At 53.2% G+C, this 19,767-nt stretch carries 23 protein-coding genes; 4 read left to right on the forward strand and 19 right to left on the reverse strand.

The annotated features are described in order from the left end of the window. Positions 1-81: 81 nt before the first annotated feature. Both ABCS64_RS08110 and ABCS64_RS08115 read left to right on the forward strand, forming a co-directional pair. The gene (locus ABCS64_RS08110; RefSeq protein ID WP_418891351.1) at positions 82-366 is read left to right on the forward strand and encodes a hypothetical protein; all 285 of its coding nucleotides are present in this window, start codon (positions 82-84) and stop codon (positions 364-366) included. Then, positions 363-761 (forward strand): zeta toxin family protein, encoded by a 399-nt coding sequence (locus ABCS64_RS08115; protein WP_418891352.1) that lies wholly within the window; start codon positions 363-365, stop codon positions 759-761. The genes ABCS64_RS08110 and ABCS64_RS08115 overlap by 4 nt, the downstream gene beginning before the upstream one ends. Positions 762-846: 85 nt before the next feature. Here the strand turns inward: ABCS64_RS08115 and ABCS64_RS08120 are convergent, their stop codons facing one another. The 4 genes from ABCS64_RS08120 to groES all read right to left on the reverse strand — a co-directional run bounded on the left by ABCS64_RS08120 (position 847) and on the right by groES (position 4,216). Then, positions 847-1,251 carry a VOC family protein gene (locus ABCS64_RS08120; protein WP_418891353.1) on the reverse strand — a complete coding sequence of 135 codons (405 nt, stop codon included), beginning with the start codon at positions 1,249-1,251 and terminating at the stop codon, positions 847-849. 398 nt (positions 1,252-1,649) lie between these two features. After that, on the reverse strand, positions 1,650-1,853 hold the full coding sequence (locus ABCS64_RS08125) for a YdcH family protein (RefSeq protein WP_418891354.1): 204 nt from the start codon (positions 1,851-1,853) through the stop codon (positions 1,650-1,652). Between the two features lie 356 nt (positions 1,854-2,209). Next, a complete protein-coding gene (groL, locus tag ABCS64_RS08130; protein ID WP_418891355.1) occupies positions 2,210-3,865 on the reverse strand; it encodes a chaperonin GroEL in 1,656 nt (551 codons plus the stop codon). 60 nt (positions 3,866-3,925) lie between these two features. Next, positions 3,926-4,216 carry a co-chaperone GroES gene (gene groES, locus ABCS64_RS08135; RefSeq protein ID WP_418891356.1) on the reverse strand — a complete coding sequence of 97 codons (291 nt, stop codon included), beginning with the start codon at positions 4,214-4,216 and terminating at the stop codon, positions 3,926-3,928. Positions 4,217-4,361: 145 nt separating this feature from the next. Here groES and ABCS64_RS08140 point away from each other — a divergent pair, with 145 nt between their 5' ends. Then, positions 4,362-5,102 carry a phosphatase PAP2 family protein gene (locus tag ABCS64_RS08140; protein WP_418891357.1) on the forward strand — a complete coding sequence of 247 codons (741 nt, stop codon included), beginning with the start codon at positions 4,362-4,364 and terminating at the stop codon, positions 5,100-5,102. Next, a complete protein-coding gene (locus tag ABCS64_RS08145) occupies positions 5,095-5,712 on the forward strand; it encodes a YybH family protein (RefSeq protein ID WP_418891358.1) in 618 nt (205 codons plus the stop codon). Before ABCS64_RS08140 ends, ABCS64_RS08145 begins: the two co-directional genes overlap by 8 nt. Here ABCS64_RS08145 and ABCS64_RS08150 read toward each other — a convergent pair. From ABCS64_RS08150 to ABCS64_RS08220, 15 genes are all read right to left on the reverse strand, one after another. After that, positions 5,659-6,603, reverse strand: coding sequence for a fatty acid desaturase (locus ABCS64_RS08150; protein WP_418891359.1), 945 nt, complete (start codon positions 6,601-6,603; stop codon positions 5,659-5,661). The genes ABCS64_RS08145 and ABCS64_RS08150 overlap by 54 nt on opposite strands. Then, entirely contained in the window at positions 6,588-7,286 is a 699-nt protein-coding gene (locus tag ABCS64_RS08155) for a hypothetical protein (RefSeq protein ID WP_418891360.1), read from the reverse strand. Before ABCS64_RS08155 ends, ABCS64_RS08150 begins: the two co-directional genes overlap by 16 nt. Beyond that, positions 7,283-8,614, reverse strand: coding sequence for a B12-binding domain-containing radical SAM protein (locus tag ABCS64_RS08160; RefSeq protein WP_418891361.1), 1,332 nt, complete (start codon positions 8,612-8,614; stop codon positions 7,283-7,285). The genes ABCS64_RS08155 and ABCS64_RS08160 overlap by 4 nt, the downstream gene beginning before the upstream one ends. 8 nt (positions 8,615-8,622) lie before the next feature. After that, the gene (locus tag ABCS64_RS08165) at positions 8,623-9,936 is read right to left on the reverse strand and encodes a B12-binding domain-containing radical SAM protein (RefSeq protein WP_418891362.1); all 1,314 of its coding nucleotides are present in this window, start codon (positions 9,934-9,936) and stop codon (positions 8,623-8,625) included. Continuing rightward, positions 9,933-11,048: a hypothetical protein gene (locus ABCS64_RS08170; RefSeq protein ID WP_418891363.1), complete on the reverse strand. Its 1,116-nt coding sequence runs from the start codon at positions 11,046-11,048 to the stop codon at positions 9,933-9,935. The genes ABCS64_RS08165 and ABCS64_RS08170 overlap by 4 nt, the downstream gene beginning before the upstream one ends. Further along, positions 11,045-12,388 carry a B12-binding domain-containing radical SAM protein gene (locus ABCS64_RS08175; RefSeq protein ID WP_418891364.1) on the reverse strand — a complete coding sequence of 448 codons (1,344 nt, stop codon included), beginning with the start codon at positions 12,386-12,388 and terminating at the stop codon, positions 11,045-11,047. Before ABCS64_RS08175 ends, ABCS64_RS08170 begins: the two co-directional genes overlap by 4 nt. Continuing rightward, the gene (locus ABCS64_RS08180; protein WP_418891365.1) at positions 12,379-13,797 is read right to left on the reverse strand and encodes a B12-binding domain-containing radical SAM protein; all 1,419 of its coding nucleotides are present in this window, start codon (positions 13,795-13,797) and stop codon (positions 12,379-12,381) included. Before ABCS64_RS08180 ends, ABCS64_RS08175 begins: the two co-directional genes overlap by 10 nt. Further along, positions 13,794-15,182 (reverse strand): GH3 family acyl-acid amido synthetase, encoded by a 1,389-nt coding sequence (locus ABCS64_RS08185; RefSeq protein ID WP_418891366.1) that lies wholly within the window; start codon positions 15,180-15,182, stop codon positions 13,794-13,796. The genes ABCS64_RS08180 and ABCS64_RS08185 overlap by 4 nt, the downstream gene beginning before the upstream one ends. Next, the gene (locus tag ABCS64_RS08190; protein WP_418891367.1) at positions 15,179-15,916 is read right to left on the reverse strand and encodes a hypothetical protein; all 738 of its coding nucleotides are present in this window, start codon (positions 15,914-15,916) and stop codon (positions 15,179-15,181) included. Before ABCS64_RS08190 ends, ABCS64_RS08185 begins: the two co-directional genes overlap by 4 nt. Positions 15,917-16,250: 334 nt before the next feature. Then, positions 16,251-16,601 (reverse strand): iron-sulfur cluster insertion protein ErpA, encoded by a 351-nt coding sequence (gene erpA / locus ABCS64_RS08195; protein WP_418891368.1) that lies wholly within the window; start codon positions 16,599-16,601, stop codon positions 16,251-16,253. A gap of 29 nt (positions 16,602-16,630) precedes the next feature. Further along, positions 16,631-17,044, reverse strand: coding sequence for a bactofilin family protein (locus ABCS64_RS08200; RefSeq protein WP_418891369.1), 414 nt, complete (start codon positions 17,042-17,044; stop codon positions 16,631-16,633). A 9-nt stretch (positions 17,045-17,053) separates the two neighbouring features. After that, positions 17,054-17,830, reverse strand: a complete 777-nt coding sequence (locus tag ABCS64_RS08205) for a DUF6776 family protein (RefSeq protein WP_418891370.1) — start codon at positions 17,828-17,830, stop codon at positions 17,054-17,056. Positions 17,831-17,923: 93 nt separating this feature from the next. Continuing rightward, positions 17,924-18,316, reverse strand: a complete 393-nt coding sequence (gene rpsI, locus ABCS64_RS08210) for a 30S ribosomal protein S9 (protein WP_418891371.1) — start codon at positions 18,314-18,316, stop codon at positions 17,924-17,926. A gap of 13 nt (positions 18,317-18,329) precedes the next feature. Further along, entirely contained in the window at positions 18,330-18,758 is a 429-nt protein-coding gene (rplM, locus tag ABCS64_RS08215; protein WP_418891372.1) for a 50S ribosomal protein L13, read from the reverse strand. 126 nt (positions 18,759-18,884) lie between these two features. Beyond that, a protein-coding gene (locus ABCS64_RS08220; RefSeq protein ID WP_418891373.1) for an IS5 family transposase occupies positions 18,885-19,678 on the reverse strand; the annotation gives its coding sequence in 2 pieces (ribosomal slippage) (positions 18,885-19,402 and positions 19,402-19,678; 795 coding nt in all). Positions 19,679-19,767: the final 89 nt, after the last annotated feature.

Here is a 19,767-nt window from a genome sequence, read left to right on the forward strand (position 1 = left end):
TACACACAGCAGAAATTGCTATCCAGCAGCTGCGAAAATGGTAAATTGTAATCAAATCAACCCAAAAACGGAGATACAGTCATGCATGAGGAGAATGTAACGGTTCAAGACCAGCTGAACGATTATGAAATTGCGCAAGAAACAATCGGATTTATGATGGGCATTCGTACCGAGGCTATCTATCAAGAAAAAGGTAAAGCGCAGCCGGATGTGGCAAAGATTGCCCAGCTGGAAGCTGAATTCATCCAGCTTAACAATGAATTAGATGACCTGCGTCTTGATGACAGGAGAGGTATTCAGCGTGTCCTCGATGAATATTGTCCCATTGTGAAGGACTACTACGAGCGCAATCGTGTAGCAGCATGAATCTTGATTACAAACTCTCAGAAGAACAGCACGAAGCAATCTATGTAACCATAGCATCATATTACCTACCCAAGAGCAAGGCGCAAGATGCGCCCTGTGCCATCATTACAGGAGGCCGGCCGGGTGCTGGCAAATCGGGTATTACCGCGCAAGCCATAGAGCGTTTTCGTGATACTGGATATGTGTTAGTCGATGCTGACAAGTTGCGGTCGAGACATACTGATTACATGCGACTGATGTGTTCAGATGATAAGACTGCTGCCAACCCTACATCGCCGTCATGCGACATTGATCCTGTCTATGGGCACTTTTTATCCAACGCGCCCGGTATCGAGACACACAAAATAAAGATGAATGCGATCGCCTCAATGAGGCCGCCGGAAGTTTCTGACTGAAGGTCTAGAAACTTCCGGAAATTTCAGAAAACTTAAACGAAGGGGATTACCAGATTTCTCGGCATGGCAAACGCCATGCCTTGATTTATTTATCCGGCTCCAGCCAGGCCATCGCCTCAATTTTGTGGCCGTCGAGATCACGGACAAAACAGCCATAGTACGGCTCGCTATAATGCGGTCGCGGCCCCGGGGCACCATCATCCTTACCGCCTGCAGCAAGAGCCGCTTCGTAGAAGGCATGAACTTGTTCACGGTCTTTCGCCAAAAATGCAATATGCACACCATTGGCGCTTTGTGCAGGTTGGCCATCAAAAGGCGCCTGTATCCAGAACTCCGGATAGATACGGCCATAAGCAACCGCCTGATGTTCGCTTAAATCCAATATGCGGCCAATGCCAAGCGTTGCCAAAACCCGGTCATAAAACGCTAAGGCCTCGCTGAAACGATTTGAACCCAATGAAACGTGAGAGAGAATGCTTGGGTTTTCCATGTGGATTCCTCCTTCTCCAGTTCTCCGAACAAGGGAATTCGATTTAATAGAAACAGGATGCCCTGCTATCAGTCGCAGCTTACCGACCGATATTGTCGAAGGCCTTCGCTTTCCCGATAACGTTACTTGCCGACCGCGCCCGTCGTACGCACCATATTGCGTAGCCTAGATTTCACCGTCTTGTTGGGAAAGCGTATGCCATCGATTCTATGTGCATCGCCTGTGTGTGCTACTTGGCAATGAGCACGATACCAACCCGTTCTGCCCTGAGCTATACGGACACTCCGCCATTCACCTATTGCATAGATACACGCCTCTGCCAGACTTGTACATCAATAGAGGAACAACGTGTATTCTGTGTCCGACTTGCCCTTTCAGGCACAGAAAGAGAGTAAGGCTCAGGGCAGCGAACGTTCAAGCTGATAAATCTTATCCTTGAGCATGAGTTTGCGCTTCTTGAGACGATGCACCAGAAGCTGATCCTGATCTGGTAAAGGTGTGGCGGCGAGATGTTCAATGATCAAGTTGAGGTCTCGATGTTCTACTTTGAGTTCATCAAGCGTCGCGCGGGCTTGGGTAATTTCTTCCTCGGTCAGCATCATTAAACTCCTATTATTGGTTGATGTTCAGAACGGCCACAAACAAATGGCAGGTTACACCAGAAGACAACACTACTAACGGCACGCCACTGTAACTGCCTGTGCAACATTGCAACAGCCCCGGGGCGTCAGGAGATATGTTAGGCGCGCCGTGAGGAAAAAACAATGCCACCACATAAAAATCACCGGAACATGCTTGGTACCGCTTTCGACCCATGTCGGATAAACCACGTTAATGCACGATATGCGCCGATAACACCCTGGATACGAACCAAATAAAAACCCCGCGCGGAATAACCGCACGGGGTTCGATCGAAGCATTCCGTTTCTGGTAATAAACCAGAGGCAGGATGAATCTCTTACATCATGTCCATACCGCCCATGCCTCCCATACCGCCCATGCCTCCCGGCATGCCGCCAGCAGCCGGCTTATCTTCAGCCAGCTCAGCCACCATGCAGTCAGTGGTCAGCATCAGGCCGGCAATGGAAGCGGCGTTTTGCAATGCGGTGCGAGTCACCTTGGTCGGGTCAAGCACGCCCATTTCAACCATATCGCCGTACTCGCCTGTGGCCGCGTTGTAACCATAGTTGTCCTTACCGTTGATGACGGCATTGACCACGACGGAAGGTTCATCGCCTGCATTGGCAACGATTTCACGCAACGGCTGTTCGATGGCGCGCAGCACGATCTTGATACCGGCGTCCTGATCGGCGTTATTCCCCTTGAGTTTTCCGCCAATTGCCGACCGGGCACGCAATAGGGCAACACCGCCACCCGCGACAATACCTTCTTCCACCGCAGCGCGCGTCGCATGCAGCGCATCTTCGACACGAGCCTTCTTCTCTTTCATTTCAACTTCGGTCGCCGCGCCAACCTTGATCAGCGCCACACCGCCCGCCAGTTTGGCAACACGCTCTTGCAGTTTTTCCTTATCGTAATCGGAGGTTGCTTCCTCGATTTGCGTACGAATCTGCTTGACGCGGGCTTCAATGTTAGCAGCAACACCCGCGCCATCGATAATGGTCGTATTTTCCTTGGCGATTTCAACGCGCTTAGCCTGCCCCAACTCGTTGAGCGTGGCTTTTTCCAGCGTCAGGCCAACTTCCTCGGCGATCACTTGGCCTCCCGTCAGAATGGCGATATCTTCGAGCATGGCCTTGCGGCGATCGCCAAAGCCGGGCGCCTTGACAGCACAAGTCTTAAGGATGCCGCGTATATTGTTAACAACCAGTGTCGCCAGCGCTTCACCCTCAACATCTTCGGCAATGATCAGCAGAGGACGGCCTGCCTTGGCAACCTGCTCAAGAACCGGCAGCAAATCGCGGATATTTGAGATTTTTTTATCGAACAGCAGGACATAAGGATTGTCCAGAATGGCAACTTGCTTATCTGGATTGTTGATGAAGTACGGCGACAAATAGCCGCGGTCGAACTGCATGCCTTCAACAACATCCAGCTCGTTATTCAGCGACTTGCCATCTTCAACAGTAATCACACCTTCCTTGCCAACCTTGTCCATTGCATCGGCGATGATCTTGCCGACATCGGCATCCGAGTTGGCCGAAATCGAGCCAACCTGGGCGATTTCTTTGGAAGTCTTGCACGGTTTGGAAAGTTTTTTCAGCTCTTCGACGATCGTTGCGACCGCTTTATCGATACCGCGCTTAAGATCCATCGGATTCATACCGGCCGCCACGTATTTCATCCCTTCACGGACCACCGACTGCGCCAGCACCGTCGCCGTCGTCGTGCCGTCACCGGCAATATCGGAAGTCTTGGAGGCAACCTCCTTGACCATTTGCGCACCCATATTGGCGAACTTATCCTTTAGTTCAATTTCCTTGGCGACGGAAACGCCATCCTTGGTCACGGTTGGCGAGCCATACGAGCGTTCAAGAACGACATTGCGTCCTTTCGGCCCCAGCGTCACCTTGACGGCATCGGCCAGAATATTGACGCCTTCAACCATGCGGGAACGGGCGGAATCACCAAACTTAACGTCTTTTGCTGCCATGAAAAACTCCTTAAATCAAGTAATCAGTAGAGACTAAGGGACATCTAACCGGAGAAGGACTCAGGCTTCGACAACGCCCATAATGTCTTCTTCACGCATAACGAGCAGTTCTTCGCCATCAACTTTGACGGTTTGACCGGCATATTTACCAAACAGCACACGGTCGCCTACCTTGACGTCCAACGCCACGGGTTTGCCGTTTTCATCGCGCTTACCAGGGCCGACAGCCAGAATCTGGCCCTGATCCGGCTTCTCGGCGGCATTGTCGGGGATTACGATGCCGGAAGCGGTCTTGCGTTCTTCCTCCAGACGCTTAACGATCACGCGATCATGCAAAGGACGAATCTTCATACTCTTGTCTCCTATGTTTTAACACTATGTAAAGACTGACTTTTTCGGCGCCCATAAAGTCGCCGAAAGGATACATGCATGCGTTGTTAGCACTCAACGCTGCCGAGTGCTAATAGTAAGGGCAGGAGTTGATTTTTTCAAGTGAATGCCTGATCTTATTGATATGCATGCCGCCCCTCCTCCCGCAAACCAGGGCTCCCCAGCCCCACTCTGCGGAAAAAATGAAACGAGCCCGGTATCCGAGATTTCTCTTCCGTTTCTTTTCAACGTATCTTCTCGGCCACTTTCCAGAACACGCACCATCGTTTTTTTCATCTTGGGCAGTCGTATCGGTCTGGCGTTTTTTTGTATTTATCCATTCACAAACTGGCTGGCCGGATATCGTGACTACCAACACGAGCTCTTTTTTGCATGGGAACTTAACATACCTTTTATGCCAGAATTTATCTGGCTCTACCTCTCGATGTACGTCCTGTTCTTGCTCCCCCCATTTTTCCTGCCACCTAAGGCCATGGAGCGTTTGGCAAGGGCACTCATTTGGGCAACATGCATTGCTGGATTTATTTTTCTGGCTTTCCCTGCCCGTTTGGGCTTTCCGCGCATCGTGCCGTCGGATCCTCTTTATCGCCCAATTTTTGAGGCGCTGTTTTCCATCGACCGCCCCTACAACCTCGTTCCTTCTCTGCATGTAGTCTATTCCGCAGCCATTATCCTTGCCATTGCCTCGCAACAAATCGGTCGGTCGATATGTATCTTGCTTTTTTGCTGGCTCATCGCGATCATGGCTTCTACGCTTTTTATTCACCAGCACCATTTTCTTGATGTATTGTCCGGACTGGCATTAGCGCTGTTGATGCATTGTCACGTAAAGGAAAGAAATGTCTAAAAACAATATCGTTGGAAAGTTACTGCTTGGCCTGATCTTCATTTTTTCGGCTTACACTGCCTATGCTACAGAGGCAACGGATGAAGAGATTCACCATGAGCTGAGGCAAACGCTCAAGGTTGTCGAATCGGCCATTAACTCGGGAAACTACGACGAAATGTTGCCTGTATTGAGCGAACATATTCGGGCGACCCCCATCAATCAGGAGTTTCTGAGTAGCCGGCCCGACGTTTCCCGCTATTTCACCAAATGGTTCGGCGAGAAGGGATATCTCTCGAAACTGGAAATCCGTTTTACAGCAGACGCACTAACCGAGCTTTCCGCTGATAAATCGTGGGGGCTTGTCGTTGGCAGCGGCGTCGAGAAATATATTCTCCGCGACGGTCGTCCTTACGAGATGCACACACGCTGGACAGCCACAATGGCTAAAGAAGACGATGGTCGCTGGAGAGTCCGCGGTATCCACATTGGTACGAATTTTCTGGACAACCCGATTCTGGGCGAAGCCGAACGGGCGCTTGGGAAGGCCGCGTTATGCGGTCTCGCCGGCGGTCTGCTAATGGGCGCCATCATTGGCTGGTTGATCGGCCGCCGGAAAAAGAAAATCTAGGTCAGCAGGTGCGCCCATAGGCGGTGCCGGGCGCACGCCCTTCCATAGACTCAGATAAATGCGCCAAAACGAAGGCTGTAGCGCAGCGGGATCAACGAATTTCGGCAGATCGAACCAAGGCGCCTCAGGATGCTGATGGTGCGCCTGATGGTAATGGTAGTTCAGCGCGATCCAGCGAAATGGCGGCAACACCTTAAGATTCCATGCGCCGTTACGAATATCGCGAGCACTCCAAGCGTGATCAACATACTGAAGCGCAGACCAGTGCAAAGCAAACGCCCAGTAACAAGCAATAACACTTGCCATTTTGAGATCCAGGCAATAGATCATTCCGGCCTGATACATAAAGGCCAACGCAATTTCCACCCATACCCGCAAAGGCGGCAGTTTTGCCAGATCGGCGACATAAGGCCCAAAGCCAAGCGCGGGTGACAGGCGCTCAGTAAAAAAGCGCGAACGGTAAAGGCTAGGCGCCAGCAGATAAACCAGATTGCCGAAGACGACCGACCACCAGTACAGCCCGAACAAATTACCCAGATACAGCCAGAGATTGCGCACCCGTTTCGACTGACCGGGAAGATAGTAGTCATACAGATCGAAATCCGTGCGATTTCGGCAGTGATGCCCTTCATGCGCCACACGCTGCATGGAAAAAGAGGTAGGAAACGCCCAACCGGCGACAAGGCCAAGCAGCTCGTTCCAGCGCCGATTCCGGCTAGCCACGCCGTGGACGGCCTCATGCATAATGGCAAACGGCGTATTGGCAACAAGACTAAATACCCAAACGGCTAACAGCGCATAACCTACTGAAAGGTGACTGGCTGCCCACTGGCAAAGCCACAGCGCCGCGAGCGAAAGCGCCAGAATAGCGGTATTTAAGAGACCGGCCATGATGAATCTTCTTTCTCCGGGTTATTTTTGTTGACTGGACGGATACCGGCATGCCCATAACGGCGCATTGAATGCCGGATAAAGCCGAGTACGGGAATAGCGATACACAACACGAGACTGGCGGCGATATACATAAAGCCCAACATCGCAGCCGGAACTCCGAAATGATGAACGAACCACTCCAGCATCCCGATCGATAAGCCATAAACGGCGCCAAACCCGCCAAAAAACCAAGGGGCATAATCAAAAGCGATGGCCTCCTCGCCCCGCCCCGCAGCCCAAGGCTCGTTGTACACCTTGAGCATCCCAATACGCAGGGCTTTAACCTCGTACAGCAGGTTCCAGAAGCCGAGCACAGAACAGAGAACCAGTGCATAACGCAGCGCGTCGGCAAAGCCATCCACCGGTCGTCCATGCACAAGCCAGGCGATCATCGCCGTAGCGCTGCCGAAAACAAAACCATGATGAGGTCGAAAACGCCCCAGTTTCCAGCGGACATCAAATTCCCACACCTGACACACGTTGGTACCAACGGCCGGCACGATGTATGCCCACAAGATAGGCGTCAGCCACGCTGCCAGCGTCTGCTGCAAATTATCGTACTCATGCCACCATAAATACCATGATGCAGGCGTCAAAATAAGCGGCGCAATATATTGATAAAGCCGAATTGCAGAAATCATCGCAGTCCGAATTTCATACCGTGCTTCTTATACACTTCCTTGCGGAACAATAACGAGTAACGCCAATACGATAAAACCCTTCCCAAAGAGCGGAAACTGGTTTGCCAGTCCGAAAATCGCCAGACCATACCCCCCAGGCTGTTATAACGCGTGCGCGCAGCGTGACAAGCCTTCGTGAGTTCATCGGGCGACATGCGCGCCGGGCGAAAGGCCGCATGGTTGAATCGGTATTCTGGATGTAACCACCACCGGCCGTCATAGAGCAGCCGGTTTTCCTGCGCCAGCTTGCGATAAAGCGGCGTCCCCGGATAGGGCATCAAAATATTATAAGCAGCGAAGGTAAATTTATTGTGTAGCGCAAAGTCCACCGTTGCGCGGATACTGGCGGGCGTATCGTGGTCGTAGCCCAGCGTAAATGCCGCCCATGTTTGCATGCCGTGGTCGCGCAAAACGGCAATCTCCTGCGCGTAATGCGAAAACCCCCGGATATTCGGCGACTTGCGTGCATCCCGCAAACTTCCAGGGCTAATCGACTCAAAGCCCATGACATGCCCCCAGCAACCGCTTCGTTCCATGAGCCGCATCAACTCCCGATCCTGCGTCACATCGAGGCTGGCTTGGCTGATCCAATGCACGCACAGCGGGATGAGCGCATGGCACAGCTCTTTAAGCGCCATACGATCCGAGGCAATGTTGTCATCGACAAAAAAAATGAAATGGCGCGGCTGGCTCTCGATCTCAGCCACAACTTCATCAATCCGGCGCAGGTAGTGCTTTTTGCCGAAATACTGACTCACTGCACAAAAGCTGCACGCAAAGCGGCATCCGCGCGAGAACTGCATCAAGGTAATCGGCAGATAGCCTTTGCCGGCGTACAGATCGCGCCGCGGACGAACATTGCCGGATTGTGCAATGCCGGGCGCACCGTCGTAGCGCCGCCGCAACCGCTGGGTGCGGGCATCGGCAAGCACCTGTAGCCAACCCGTTTCGGCATCACCGACAAAAATACTATCGGCGTGCATGGCTGCCTCTTCCGGCAAAAGCGCAACATGCATTCCGCCCAGAATAACCGGCACACCCCGCAACCGGAATTCTGCGGCAATCTCGTATGCCCGCCGTGCGGTATAGGTTTCGACAGTGATGGCGACAAGATCGGTTGGCTCATCGTAAGGAATCGCCTCCATCCGGTCATCGTACAGAACAACCTCGATATCCGGCGGCGTCAGGCCAGCGAGCACGCCCAGCATCAGAGGCTCCATACGCCCTTCGTCGACATACAGGCTATGCTCGCGGCGGCCGATCGTCGGCTTGATCAGGGTAACTTTCACACGTTTTCCTAGGTGCCAAGCACACGTCCCTGCTTGCGATAAATTTCGCGGCGGGAAATAAGGTTAGCGATAGCCGTGATTGCCGTACAAAAGCCGGAAAATGGCATATCGCCGCCCAATACACGCCGGGCGATGGACGACCAGGCGTAAAAACGGCGCTTAGCCTCAAAACACTCCTGCGCCAGCATTTCGGGCGACATAGCACGTGGGATGAAAATCGGGTCGCCGTACCGATATTTGGGATCGAGCCACCACTGCGGCGATAACAGCCGCTTCTCTTGTGCGAGACGCTGGTAAAGTCCGGAACCTGGCGTTGGCGTCAGCGGGTTGAAATTGGCGATTTCCAGCCGCGCCTCCAGGGCAAAATCCAGACTACGGCGAATGGTTTCCGGCGTATCGCGGTCATAACCGAAAACGAATGTTCCATAGATGCCGATGCCGCGCCGGTGCAATGCGCGCACGACGTCGAGGTAATGGCCGGACACCTGATTCCAGCGCTTTTTCATCTGGGCAAGATTTTCCGGCTCCAGACTCTCAAAGCCGATGAGCGCATAGCGGCAACCGGCCTCAGCCAAGCCGTCGAGTAGCTTTGGATCACGTGCGACATCGATACTGATCTGGCATGACCAACGCAATCCGAGCGGACGAATGGCTGCCAGCAGCGCTGTCAGATTTTCCCGGTTGCTGAATAGATTGTCGTCGACGAAAAACAACAGGCGGTTACGGCCAACGGTTTCCCTGATTGCTTCTAGTTCACGCTGAACGTCCACAGCCGGCCGCACCCGCACCCGATGGCCATAAAAACCATGAATCGAACAAAAGTCGCAGGCAAACCGGCAACCGCGTCCGTACTGGACCAAATCGACGGGCGCATAAGACTTTCCAGCAAAAATGGAGCGATCGATACGCAATTGCGTCATCGGCGCATCGTTATCGCCCCGATAAATCCGATGCAGACACCCGGCTTCAGCATCGGCAAGCAGGCGCTCCCATGCGCCCTCGGCATCGCCGATGATGATCGCATCGGCATGCGCCAACGCTTCCTGCGGTAAAAAAGTCGGGTGATATCCACCCATGACCAGCCGCATACCTTGCCGTCGAAAATGCGCCGCAAGTTCATAAGCACGGCGGGCGGTAAAGGTTTCAACGCTCATGGCGACGAGATCGGCATCCAGTTTCTCCGGCACGGCCTCGACCCTATCGTCGTAAAAAAGAATTTCGTGCCCGCTTGCCCGCGCCGCCAGAATACCCATGACCAGCGGCGGCATGGCATCGCCGGAACGGTAATCGCCCATATTCGGGCGGATGAGCGCAATCCTCATAACACGGCCACCTCCGGTTGGGCAGGGCGGCCATCGGGCAGCGTAATGCAAGCGCAATGCTGCACGACATCGTCAAAAGCAACGGTGTAGATCCACGTCCGGTAGGCGGTCGGCCGAAAGCGCTTGAGCACCGGGTCGAGCCAGCGATGGCCGGCATGCAGGCCCAGACTCATCACTGCCGTTGGGCAAAGTGCGAGCGCGTCTTCAATCAGCATTGGAAACTCGTCTTCACACGTTTCTGACACGGCAAGAAAGGCAAGAAATGTCTGGTCGAGCGCTTTCCCAGGCGGCGGCAGGACGATTCTTTTTGCCAGGCGGGCGTAACCATTGTAGAGCGGCAGCAATGCATTCAGCGGCAGCCGGTAGGCGCAGGCCATCGCCTGTTTATAGGCCTGCTGATTCCAAAGCGCCATCACGGCCGACGGGCCAGCGTTGCCATCGATACAATAAAAAACCGCACCTGTCGCCTCTGCCCGCACGGGATCGATCACCGGCGAAAATTGGTAACGACCTGCCTGTTGGTTATGGAAGCGGCAAAGATTTTCCAGTTCGCCAGGCATCGCCCGCCGCCATGCCCCATGCCGGCGACCGCGCGCTTTGGGGAGCGCCAGCGTAACCAGCTCGTTCAGCGGACGATAGCGCGGCAGGCCGCGCAGACCGGCCTCCAGCAATCGACGCGCCGTCCGGTTTTCCGACGCAATTGCGGTATACCAAAGAGCGGCCTTGCACTCTGCCGTAAAATGCGGAATCGACGCATAGCCAATTTTGAGGAGCCGCAAGCGATGTCGATAGCGCGGGTTTATCCGCAAACCGCCCAGATAGCCCACCTGGGTCTGCACGCCGTTCCAGTGCAGCGGCTGTTCGGTACAAACGTACATTCCTACCGCCTCGCCGGCCTCTCCTATACCGGTACGCCTTGCGTCTTTCTTTTCACCCACATCTTCCGCAGCATGTCCCAGCACTACCCATTCGCGCCCGAAATGGCCGGCGCCTGCAAAGAAAGACGGCTCTCGCGTCATTGCCATGCTGACCCACCCAGGCATCGGGTTGCTGCGCAACAATGCACGCAGCGTAGCGTCGTCATCAGGCGTGGCAAGGCGTAGGTGAATCATGGCGCGTCCAAGACAAATTCGCTTTCATCACCCAGCGGATAGCCGTTGCGCAGAGAAATTTCGTTCCGGTGCAACGCGTTGATCGGAAAAAAATGGCGAAACATGAATCCATCGCCCCGATTACCCAAACTGCGCCGAAGGATGCTGGACCAGGCATAAAAGCGGCGGCGTGCCTCGACACACCCCTGCGTGACGGCTTCCGGTGACAATTGCCTGGGCACGAAAGGAAGCTCGTTGTAACGGTAGCGCAAATCCAGCCACCAGGCATCGAAGCGTAGGCGACCCTCATCCTGCAAACGCCGATAAAGCGGCGTACCGGGAAACGGCGTCAGATGATTAAATGCCGCAAGGTACATTTTCTGCGCCTGAGCAAAGTCAACCGCTTCGGCAAAAGCATCTGCCGTATCGTGCTCATAGCCAAAAATGAACGTCCCATATACGCCAATGCCATGCTGACGCAAATTCGCCAGCGCCCCCGCATAACCGCTGCGCATGGTGTTGAAACGTTTGCGCATCAGCAGCAGATTAGCCTCATTGAGCGACTCAAAGCCAATGAGGACGCCACGGCACCCGCTACGCGCGAGTTGCCGCACAAACGATTCATCGTGCGCTGCATGAATGCTCATCTGCGTAATCCAGCGCAGGGACAGGCGCGCAAGCGCCGAAAGCAATTCGCGCCTGTCGTCGATCTGTCCGGCAAAATTGTCATCAACGAAGAAAAACAGTTTTCTGCTGGCGCGCAAACCTTCCAGCTCACGAATGACATCGCCCACCGGACGAACACGATAACTGCGCTGGAAAAAGGTCTGGATGGCACAAAACTCGCACGGAAAACGGCACCCCCGCCCTGTCTCCACCAGACCAATCGGCAAATAGCGCTTATTCCGGAAAATGCCGCGATCTACCGAAATGGCGGACAAATCAAGGCGCGTCCCGCCGTCGTAACGAGCTTTCAGCGTTCCATGCGCCAGGTCATCCATGACTTCAGGCCATACGGCCTCAGCTTCGCCAGTCACCACGGCATCGGCGAAACACGAGGCTTCCTCCGGCATCAGCGTAGGGTGGAACCCCCCAAGAATGACCGGGACGCCGTGTTGCCGAAAGCGCTGGGCGATCTGATACGCCCGCCGGGCAGTATACGTTTCAACAGGGATGGCGACAGCATCGGTCGGTTCGTCAAAAGGGATGGTTTCGAGTCGGTCATCGTGAAAACGCAGCTCAATATGACGGCCTGTCAGCCCCGCAAGCACGGCGATCGGCAGGGGCTCCATCTGCCAGGAGCGGATGTAAGACTCGCCAACGCGATGACCGATGGCCGGCTGCACTAAGGTCAACCGCATACGGTTCTCTGAGTGCGCGCTGAAGACTTTGGCGGTTGAAACACCACGCTGCTCACCGCCTTCTTATCTGTGGATAGCGAAGGCAGGGGCTGCATCGGCCAGTCGCACGTGTAGAAACGATGCAAATTGTGCGCATAAAATCGGTAGCCGAAATTGGCAGTCAGTGCCAGTGGCCGGAAGTTGCGCGCCCGCCACAGACGTCTGGCAATTGCCGACCAGCGATAAGTTGCTTTCCAGGCGCGTTCGTGGCCTTCCGCAAGTTCGCGCACTGACATGTTGTACGGCTGAAAAACGACATGTTGCCCATCATAGAGGTCCCAATCCCGGCTAAGGATTCGACCGCTGGCGTCCAAACGACGGTATAACGGCGTCCCCGGAAACGGCGTGAGGACGGCAAAGCGCGGCAGGTCAACGCCGGCGTCGATCGCAAACTCCACCGTCGCGTCGAAAACATCGGGCGTATCATGCTCCAGACCAAAAACAAAACACCCCTGGACTGCGATGCCGAGCCGATGCAAGTCAGCGATGAAATCCTTGAAATGTACCGCACCGTTGAAACGCTTTCCGGCATCTCCAAGGCTTTCCGGTGTGACGGTCTCCAGGCCGAGCAGCAGTCCGCGGCAACCGCTGCGCGCCACCAGCTCCAGCAGTTCGGCATCTAGCGCCAGCAGAACGGTCGACAAGCCAAACCATTGCACATTCAATGGGATCAGCCGCGTAAATAGCTCCCTGGCGTAATTGCGGTCAGAAATCAGATTGAGATCGACAAAGAGAATCCGTTTCTGCCCAACGCGACGAATGTCTTCAATGACCCAATCGACGGGTTTTTGATATTGCTGGCGCCCCCAGGCGGTGGGCGCGACACAAAACTCGCAGGCATGCGCACACGACCGCGTCGCTTCGAAAACAGCCTGTGTCAAAAATTGACGTGAATCAAACAGATCCCGACGTGCATGCGGCACATCCAGGCGATTTAAGGAAAAATCAGGCGCCTGGCGATATACCGGTTGCAGGTGGTCGGCCGCCCAGTCACGCAGCAATGCGGGCCAACTGTCTTCGGCATAGCCTATACAAATCGCGTCGGCATGGCGCGCTGCTTCTTCGGGCACCAACGTGACATGCGGACCGCCAAGAACGACCGTATGGCCCTGGCTACGAAAGCGTACCGCCAGCTCGTAGGCTCGCCGTGCCGTGCCGGTAATGACGGTCATCCCGATCAGATCGGCATCGATCGTCTCCGGGATAGGGGTAATGCCTTCATCAATCAGCGTAATTTCGGCGTTCATATCCGCTGGCACCAGCGCCGCGAGTGTAGGCAAGGTCAGCGGTTGATAACGAAGGGAACGCTTGAAAATGCCACCGCGCACGCGATAAAGCGGGCCTTTGGGCGAAATCAGTGTAATTTTCATGGGCAGAAAGATTTAAATAGAGGTAACCAAAATGCCTCTCGGCGCAAGGCCAGCGGTTTAATATCGCCGAGCCGCGCACCGCGCGCCAGCATCGTACGCTCAACAACCCGAAATGGTTCCAGATGCGTTAATACCCGCAGCGGTGCAAGCTGTCCGAGCCTGCGCGCATACGCATACTGAGGGTTAGTACACAGCAATGCTTCCAACTCTGCCAGCACTGCCTCGCTTGGGGCACGCGTACAGATAAGCACATAGCCTGGGCAGTCAGCATCGGGCAACAGCATGGAAGATACCGGCAACGCAGATAATGCCTGAAGGCAACGAGCCACAAAAGACTCATTCAATTTCTCTCCAACCAGATCACAGGTCAGCGCACCGCGCCCGACAAATTCCAGAATGGGGCGCCCCTGTTTCGTGTGCCCTTCACATCTGAGCCAATCGCCCGTTCGGTAACGATACAGCCCGCTAGCCGTCGTTACAATTGCCTCATACACCTCACCCATTTGCAACGCATCTTCCAGAAAAAAGCGTCCGTCTTTGGCGTATTCGATAAACACATGGCGAGCGGGTAGCGGGCGCCCCTCTCTATCGGGTACGGTCACTACCGCCTCGGTCGACAGCAATCCCTTTGGTTGCAGGCGGGCATGCGGGAGTCGCCGTTGAACTTCATCGGCAAACCGTCGGGATGAGGCCGACGCCCAACAGCTGACAATTTTTAGACGCGGCCAACATGCCTGCGGATCGGGAATTTCGTCCAGCAAGCGCAACAGAAACGTCGGACTCCACACCGAAATCAGCTCAAGATCACTGGCTGCTTTGAGATACGCAAGCGTTCGCTGCCGCCATTGCGTCACATCAGAAAGATTCGCCACATCTAGTGGCACCGCTGTCATGGCGGTAAGCATGCCGCCTGCGATTTCGCCAAGGTAGGCCGCATCGGGCAATCCGACCGGAATGCCGTTGTTGAACGCTATCGGCCGAGTCGCCGGACTAATGGAAAAATAGACACGGCCCGTGATGTGATGCGTCTGGATGGTGTCGATCAGCCAAGGCACAATATCATTCTGGAAGTCAGACAACCCTTCGTCAGTATAAGGAATCAACTTGACGCCGCCTGTACTACCCCCTGTCCGTTCGTAGGCAACAGGGCGTCCGGCGAAAAGAATGTCTGCATCACCCGCCTGAATACGTGCTAACCAAGGCGAGAGGTCTTCGTAAATACACACAGGAACACGTTCCCGGAACGCGGCCGCTGTTTCAGGAGAACCAAACTGCTTCAGATAGGCAGTATTCCGGTTTCGTTTTAGGGTTTGCAGCAGCCAGGCATTTTTCTGCTCCCCCCTCTCTGTCGCAGCTCCCTCACCATCCTGAAAGTTGCCACTCATGAAATATCGACACCTGCTGCGCGGCTGGCTTTATTGAATATCCGCGCGGCAAGCGGTTTCATGTTCGGGGATTCCAATTCACAAAGGCAGACGAGTTCATGCCCCAGACGATAGCCCGGATTTTTTTCCATAAAAAAACGGGTGGATATCCGCTGCATTTCTTCTGGCGTAGGTTCAGCGATCTCGCATTTAAGATGTCCGCGCGATTCAGAGAAACAAACCACACCGGCATTTGCATCATAGTCACTGCCGAATTTTTTGATCGCCAATTGATCGGCTAAGCATTTCAAATCAGGACGAAATTCCGACCAATGAGGGAAAAATGATTTTCCGAAAACAGACAGATACTTAAAAGTACGGTGCCCTTTGACCAGCAGAAACCAGAAAAGCGGGTATTCCGGCATTTCTCGCTTGATCTCACCAACACGCGCAATCCATGCAAAAGCCAAGGATTGCTGCCCCCAATGTTGGGGCGCAACGATAGTGTCTCCGGAATAGACAATACGTACACGGCGTCCATTCCAGTCATCAGAAAAAATTTTGAGTACCGTAAAGCCACACAATTCCTCATGGCAGTACAGCAGAATCACTTCGTCCTTATCAGCTAAATCATTGCAAAATAACGTATAGGACGTGCCGTCAAAATGATCCAGATATAAGGCCGCCATCTGGTCAACGACATCATCAGGAATTTCTTCAATCCACATTCGGCGCGTCGTGTAGTAGTTACTCAAGACTTCACCTTTGTTAATCGCTGTTCACGACACAATAGCCGAAAAATTTAGCGCTTCAAATAACTTTGCTTCACCCTGCTATATTTGTGTAGGTTTTCGTTTTCAGCTCGCTACTTTATAGGAGGGTTATAAGAAAAAACCAACTTCATCAGCCACAACGCTTACCCGCGTGTTAAAGCAGCTGCATTCAGGCTCGGCAACCATAGATAGCCGGCATAAAATATCTATCAATACCTAAAAAGCAAACACGAATTGACCAGCCTTCCAATCAACCACCAACGATCGATCGTGTCGTCTTCATTCAAATAACGCGCTCCCTGCCCGCAGGCCGGTATTAGGCGGAGAAGGATGAGCCGCAACCACAGGTCGATGTGGCATTCGGATTTTTGATAACGAACTGCGAGCCTTCAAGGTCTTCCGTATAGTCAATTTCCGCGCCGACAAGATACTGATAGCTCATCGGATCAACCAACAAAGTAACGCCATTTTTCTGCATCACCGTATCGTCATCGCTGGTTTCTTCGTCAAATGTAAAACCATACTGGAACCCGGAGCACCCGCCTCCTGTCACAAATACGCGCAGTTTCAAATCTGGATTGCCTTCCTCTACGATGAGTTCTTTGACCTTATTGGCAGCGCTATCGGTAAATACAAAAGGCATTGGCAATTCTGCGGCAGTATTCATTTCTTCAACCTCCTATGGCTGGATCAAGATCAGTCAGCCAGTCCACTATTCGATGCCAGTTTAAGCTCAACATTCTTGGCGCCAGGAAGATGAACCAAACGTCCTTCAATGACAGCACCCTGCTGGATCTCGATTTGCTGATACTCTACGTCGCCTGTGACATGCGCCGCAGACAAGAGTTCCAGAGACTCACTCGCGCTGACAGGGCCAATGATCGTACCATTGACTACGACATGTCCGACACGCACCTCGCCTTCAACAGTGGCTTTTTCACTGATAACCAAGGTTCCCTGCTGACCTTCCTCGCAACGGATATTCCCGCGCACTTCGCCATCGATCCGCAAACCGCCGCAAAAGGTCACATCCCCCTCTATCTTGGTGTTAATGCCAATCAGCGTATCAATCGCGTTTTTTGCTGCTCCGCTATTTTTTGTACCAAACATAATCCCTCCTTAAAACACGACAGACTGTTTGGCGCGAACTGCGCCATCCTGCAACAATTGGGCTTCCACCGATCTCAGTATCGCATCCTGCGGTATGGCAAAAACCCCTTCGAGCCGGTGAAGCGACTTCAACTCAAAAAGGAAACGCTCCGTATTTTCCTCCGATTTGGTGGGAATTGATATCGTAGCATTCTTCCCGCTCTGCCGAATTTTGACAATCAGGCGCAGGCGTCCCTGCATCGCTTTCGGCGTAGCATGGCGTCCCGCGTTATAAACGACCAACATCCGATACTGAAACTCCCCGTTATTTTTGCCCGGTTCGACACGTAACCGATTGATTTTGAAACCAGTTTTATCGCCTAAAGTGGCAGAAGGCATCAATTCCTCAAAAAACGCCAGATCCTGCTTCAGTGCAGCATTCTCTATCCCCAGCGCTCTAACCTGTTCGGACAATTGCTGCAACGTCGTCTTCTCAATCTGCAGACGACTGTCTTCCGTACTCGTCATGCCTCGCAACTTAGTCAGTTCACGATCAAGTTCCATCACATGGTTGCGCAAAGACTGGATTTCACGTAACGACTCCTCCTGATCATGGGCAGTCGTCAATCGCGTCCTTAGATAGAATGTTTCGTAACCCCATAAAATGAATGCGACTGCTGCCACTAAAACAATACCTGACAAAACGCGCCAATACCATGGGATATGCCTGCGTATTGCCACACGTGGTGCGCCAATGCCAAACCGCTGACGCAAACGTCTAAGCTTTGAGGCAGCTCTGGAATTCACCACCTATCTCCATCACAATCAAGACATAGAAAACGAAAGCCGCCCATAAGGCGGCTTTCTTTGGTAAAGAAGAACACTACAAAGCAAATCCGATCAACGTTTCGAGAATTGCTTACGGCGACGCGCTTTGTGCAGGCCAACCTTTTTTCGCTCAACTTCGCGCGCATCACGAGTAACGAATCCAGCTTGCGACAAAGCGGGTTTCAACGCAATATCATATTCAATCAACGCACGCGTAATACCATGCCGCACCGCACCAGCCTGACCAGACTCCCCACCGCCAGAAACATTGACCATGATATCAAACCCTTGGGACTGATCAACCAGCTCAAGTGGTTGCCGCACAATCATCCGCCCGGTCTCACGCGAAAAGAACTCATCAACCGGTTTACCGTTGACCACAATATTGCCTGAGCCTCGCTTCATGAAAACCCGCGCAACGGCACTTTTACGGCGCCCCGTACCATAATAGAAATTATCAGCCATATGAAGAACTCTCTTAGATTTCCAGAACTTTCGGCTGCTGAGCCGCGTGGGGATGGTTGGCGCCGACATAACACTTCATTTTCTTGAGCATCGCGTAGCCTAAAGGCCCTTTCGGGAGCATCCCTTTAACAGCCTTCTCAAGCGCGCGCCCAGGAAAACGTTGCTGCATTTTGGCAAAGTTCGTCTCATACACGCCACCAGGATAACCAGAATGACGATAGTATTTCTTGTCATTGGCTTTGTTACCAGTAACGCGAATACTCTCGACATTTGTCACGACAATATAGTCGCCGGTATCAACATGAGGCGTATATTCGGATTTGTGCTTGCCGCGTAAACGGCGAGCAATCTCAGCCGCTAGACGCCCCAATACCTTATCAGTAGCATCGACCACGAACCACTCTCGCGTTACTTCATGCGGTTTGGCAGAAAATGTCTTCATTTCGGACGTCGTCCTTATTTATCTTAATGACAGAAAGCGGCAGATTTTATTGCAAGAGCCACAGAAAAGTCAATGGCTGCCACGTCGAACCAATGACTAGAATACCGTTTTGCTCTTAGAACGTGTTCATAGTCTTCGTAGCAGGATTCCCAAGAAAGCCAAAACTACCATTTGCAGACTGGTACTCAACTTACGCTCGCAGTTTTTCCAAAGCCGCCTGTTCTTTTCCAACCAGGAAAAACTGCGCTCTACTACCCATCGCTTTGGCAATACCGCAAAACGCTGCAATTCGTTTCGTTTGGCAATCTCTACTTCCGCACCAATCAACTCCTGTACCGACGAAGCAAATGCCTGACCCGTGTAACCTCCGTCGGCAAGGACTTTTTGTACCGCACCAAGATTATCTCTGTCACGTTCCAATGCCACCAGGCCGCCTTTTCTATCCGTAACATCCGCCGTCGTTACCGCAAGGGCATGCGGCAAACCTTGCGTGTCAACCGCTATATGTCGCTTGATACCGCTAACCTTCTTGCCCGCATCGTAGCCTTTTTCCATGGCGGTATCCGTGTTCTTCACGCTCTGCGCATCAATAATCAGGAAAGTGGTTGCTTCATGGCGTCCCTGCTTGCGACGTGCTGCGGCCACCTGATTTTTTTTAACGCTTCCTCAAAGAGACTGATGCCACTTTCCCGGGGCTCACTCCATCTTTGGAAGTAGGAATGAACGGTGCGCCATTTGGGAAAATCGCCCGGTAAGGCACGCCAGGCACAGCCGTTGCGTAGAAGATAGAGAATGGCACAAAAGACATCGTACAAGTCTACTTTGCGCGGTGCTGTGCGTCTGCGAGCACTTTCCAAAAGAGGAAGAAGAGTAGCAAATTGTGTGCGACTTATATCGCTTGGGTAGGCTTTTCTGTTCATAACGATACTTTACAGCAGAGACTATGAACACGTTCTTACACGCAGCAGGGAACCAGCATGCATATGCCGCTTGTCTCCTGCATAAAAGA

Source organism: Dentiradicibacter hellwigii, assembly GCF_041770905.1.
Classification (GTDB): Bacteria; Pseudomonadota; Gammaproteobacteria; order Burkholderiales; family Rhodocyclaceae; genus Propionivibrio; species Propionivibrio hellwigii.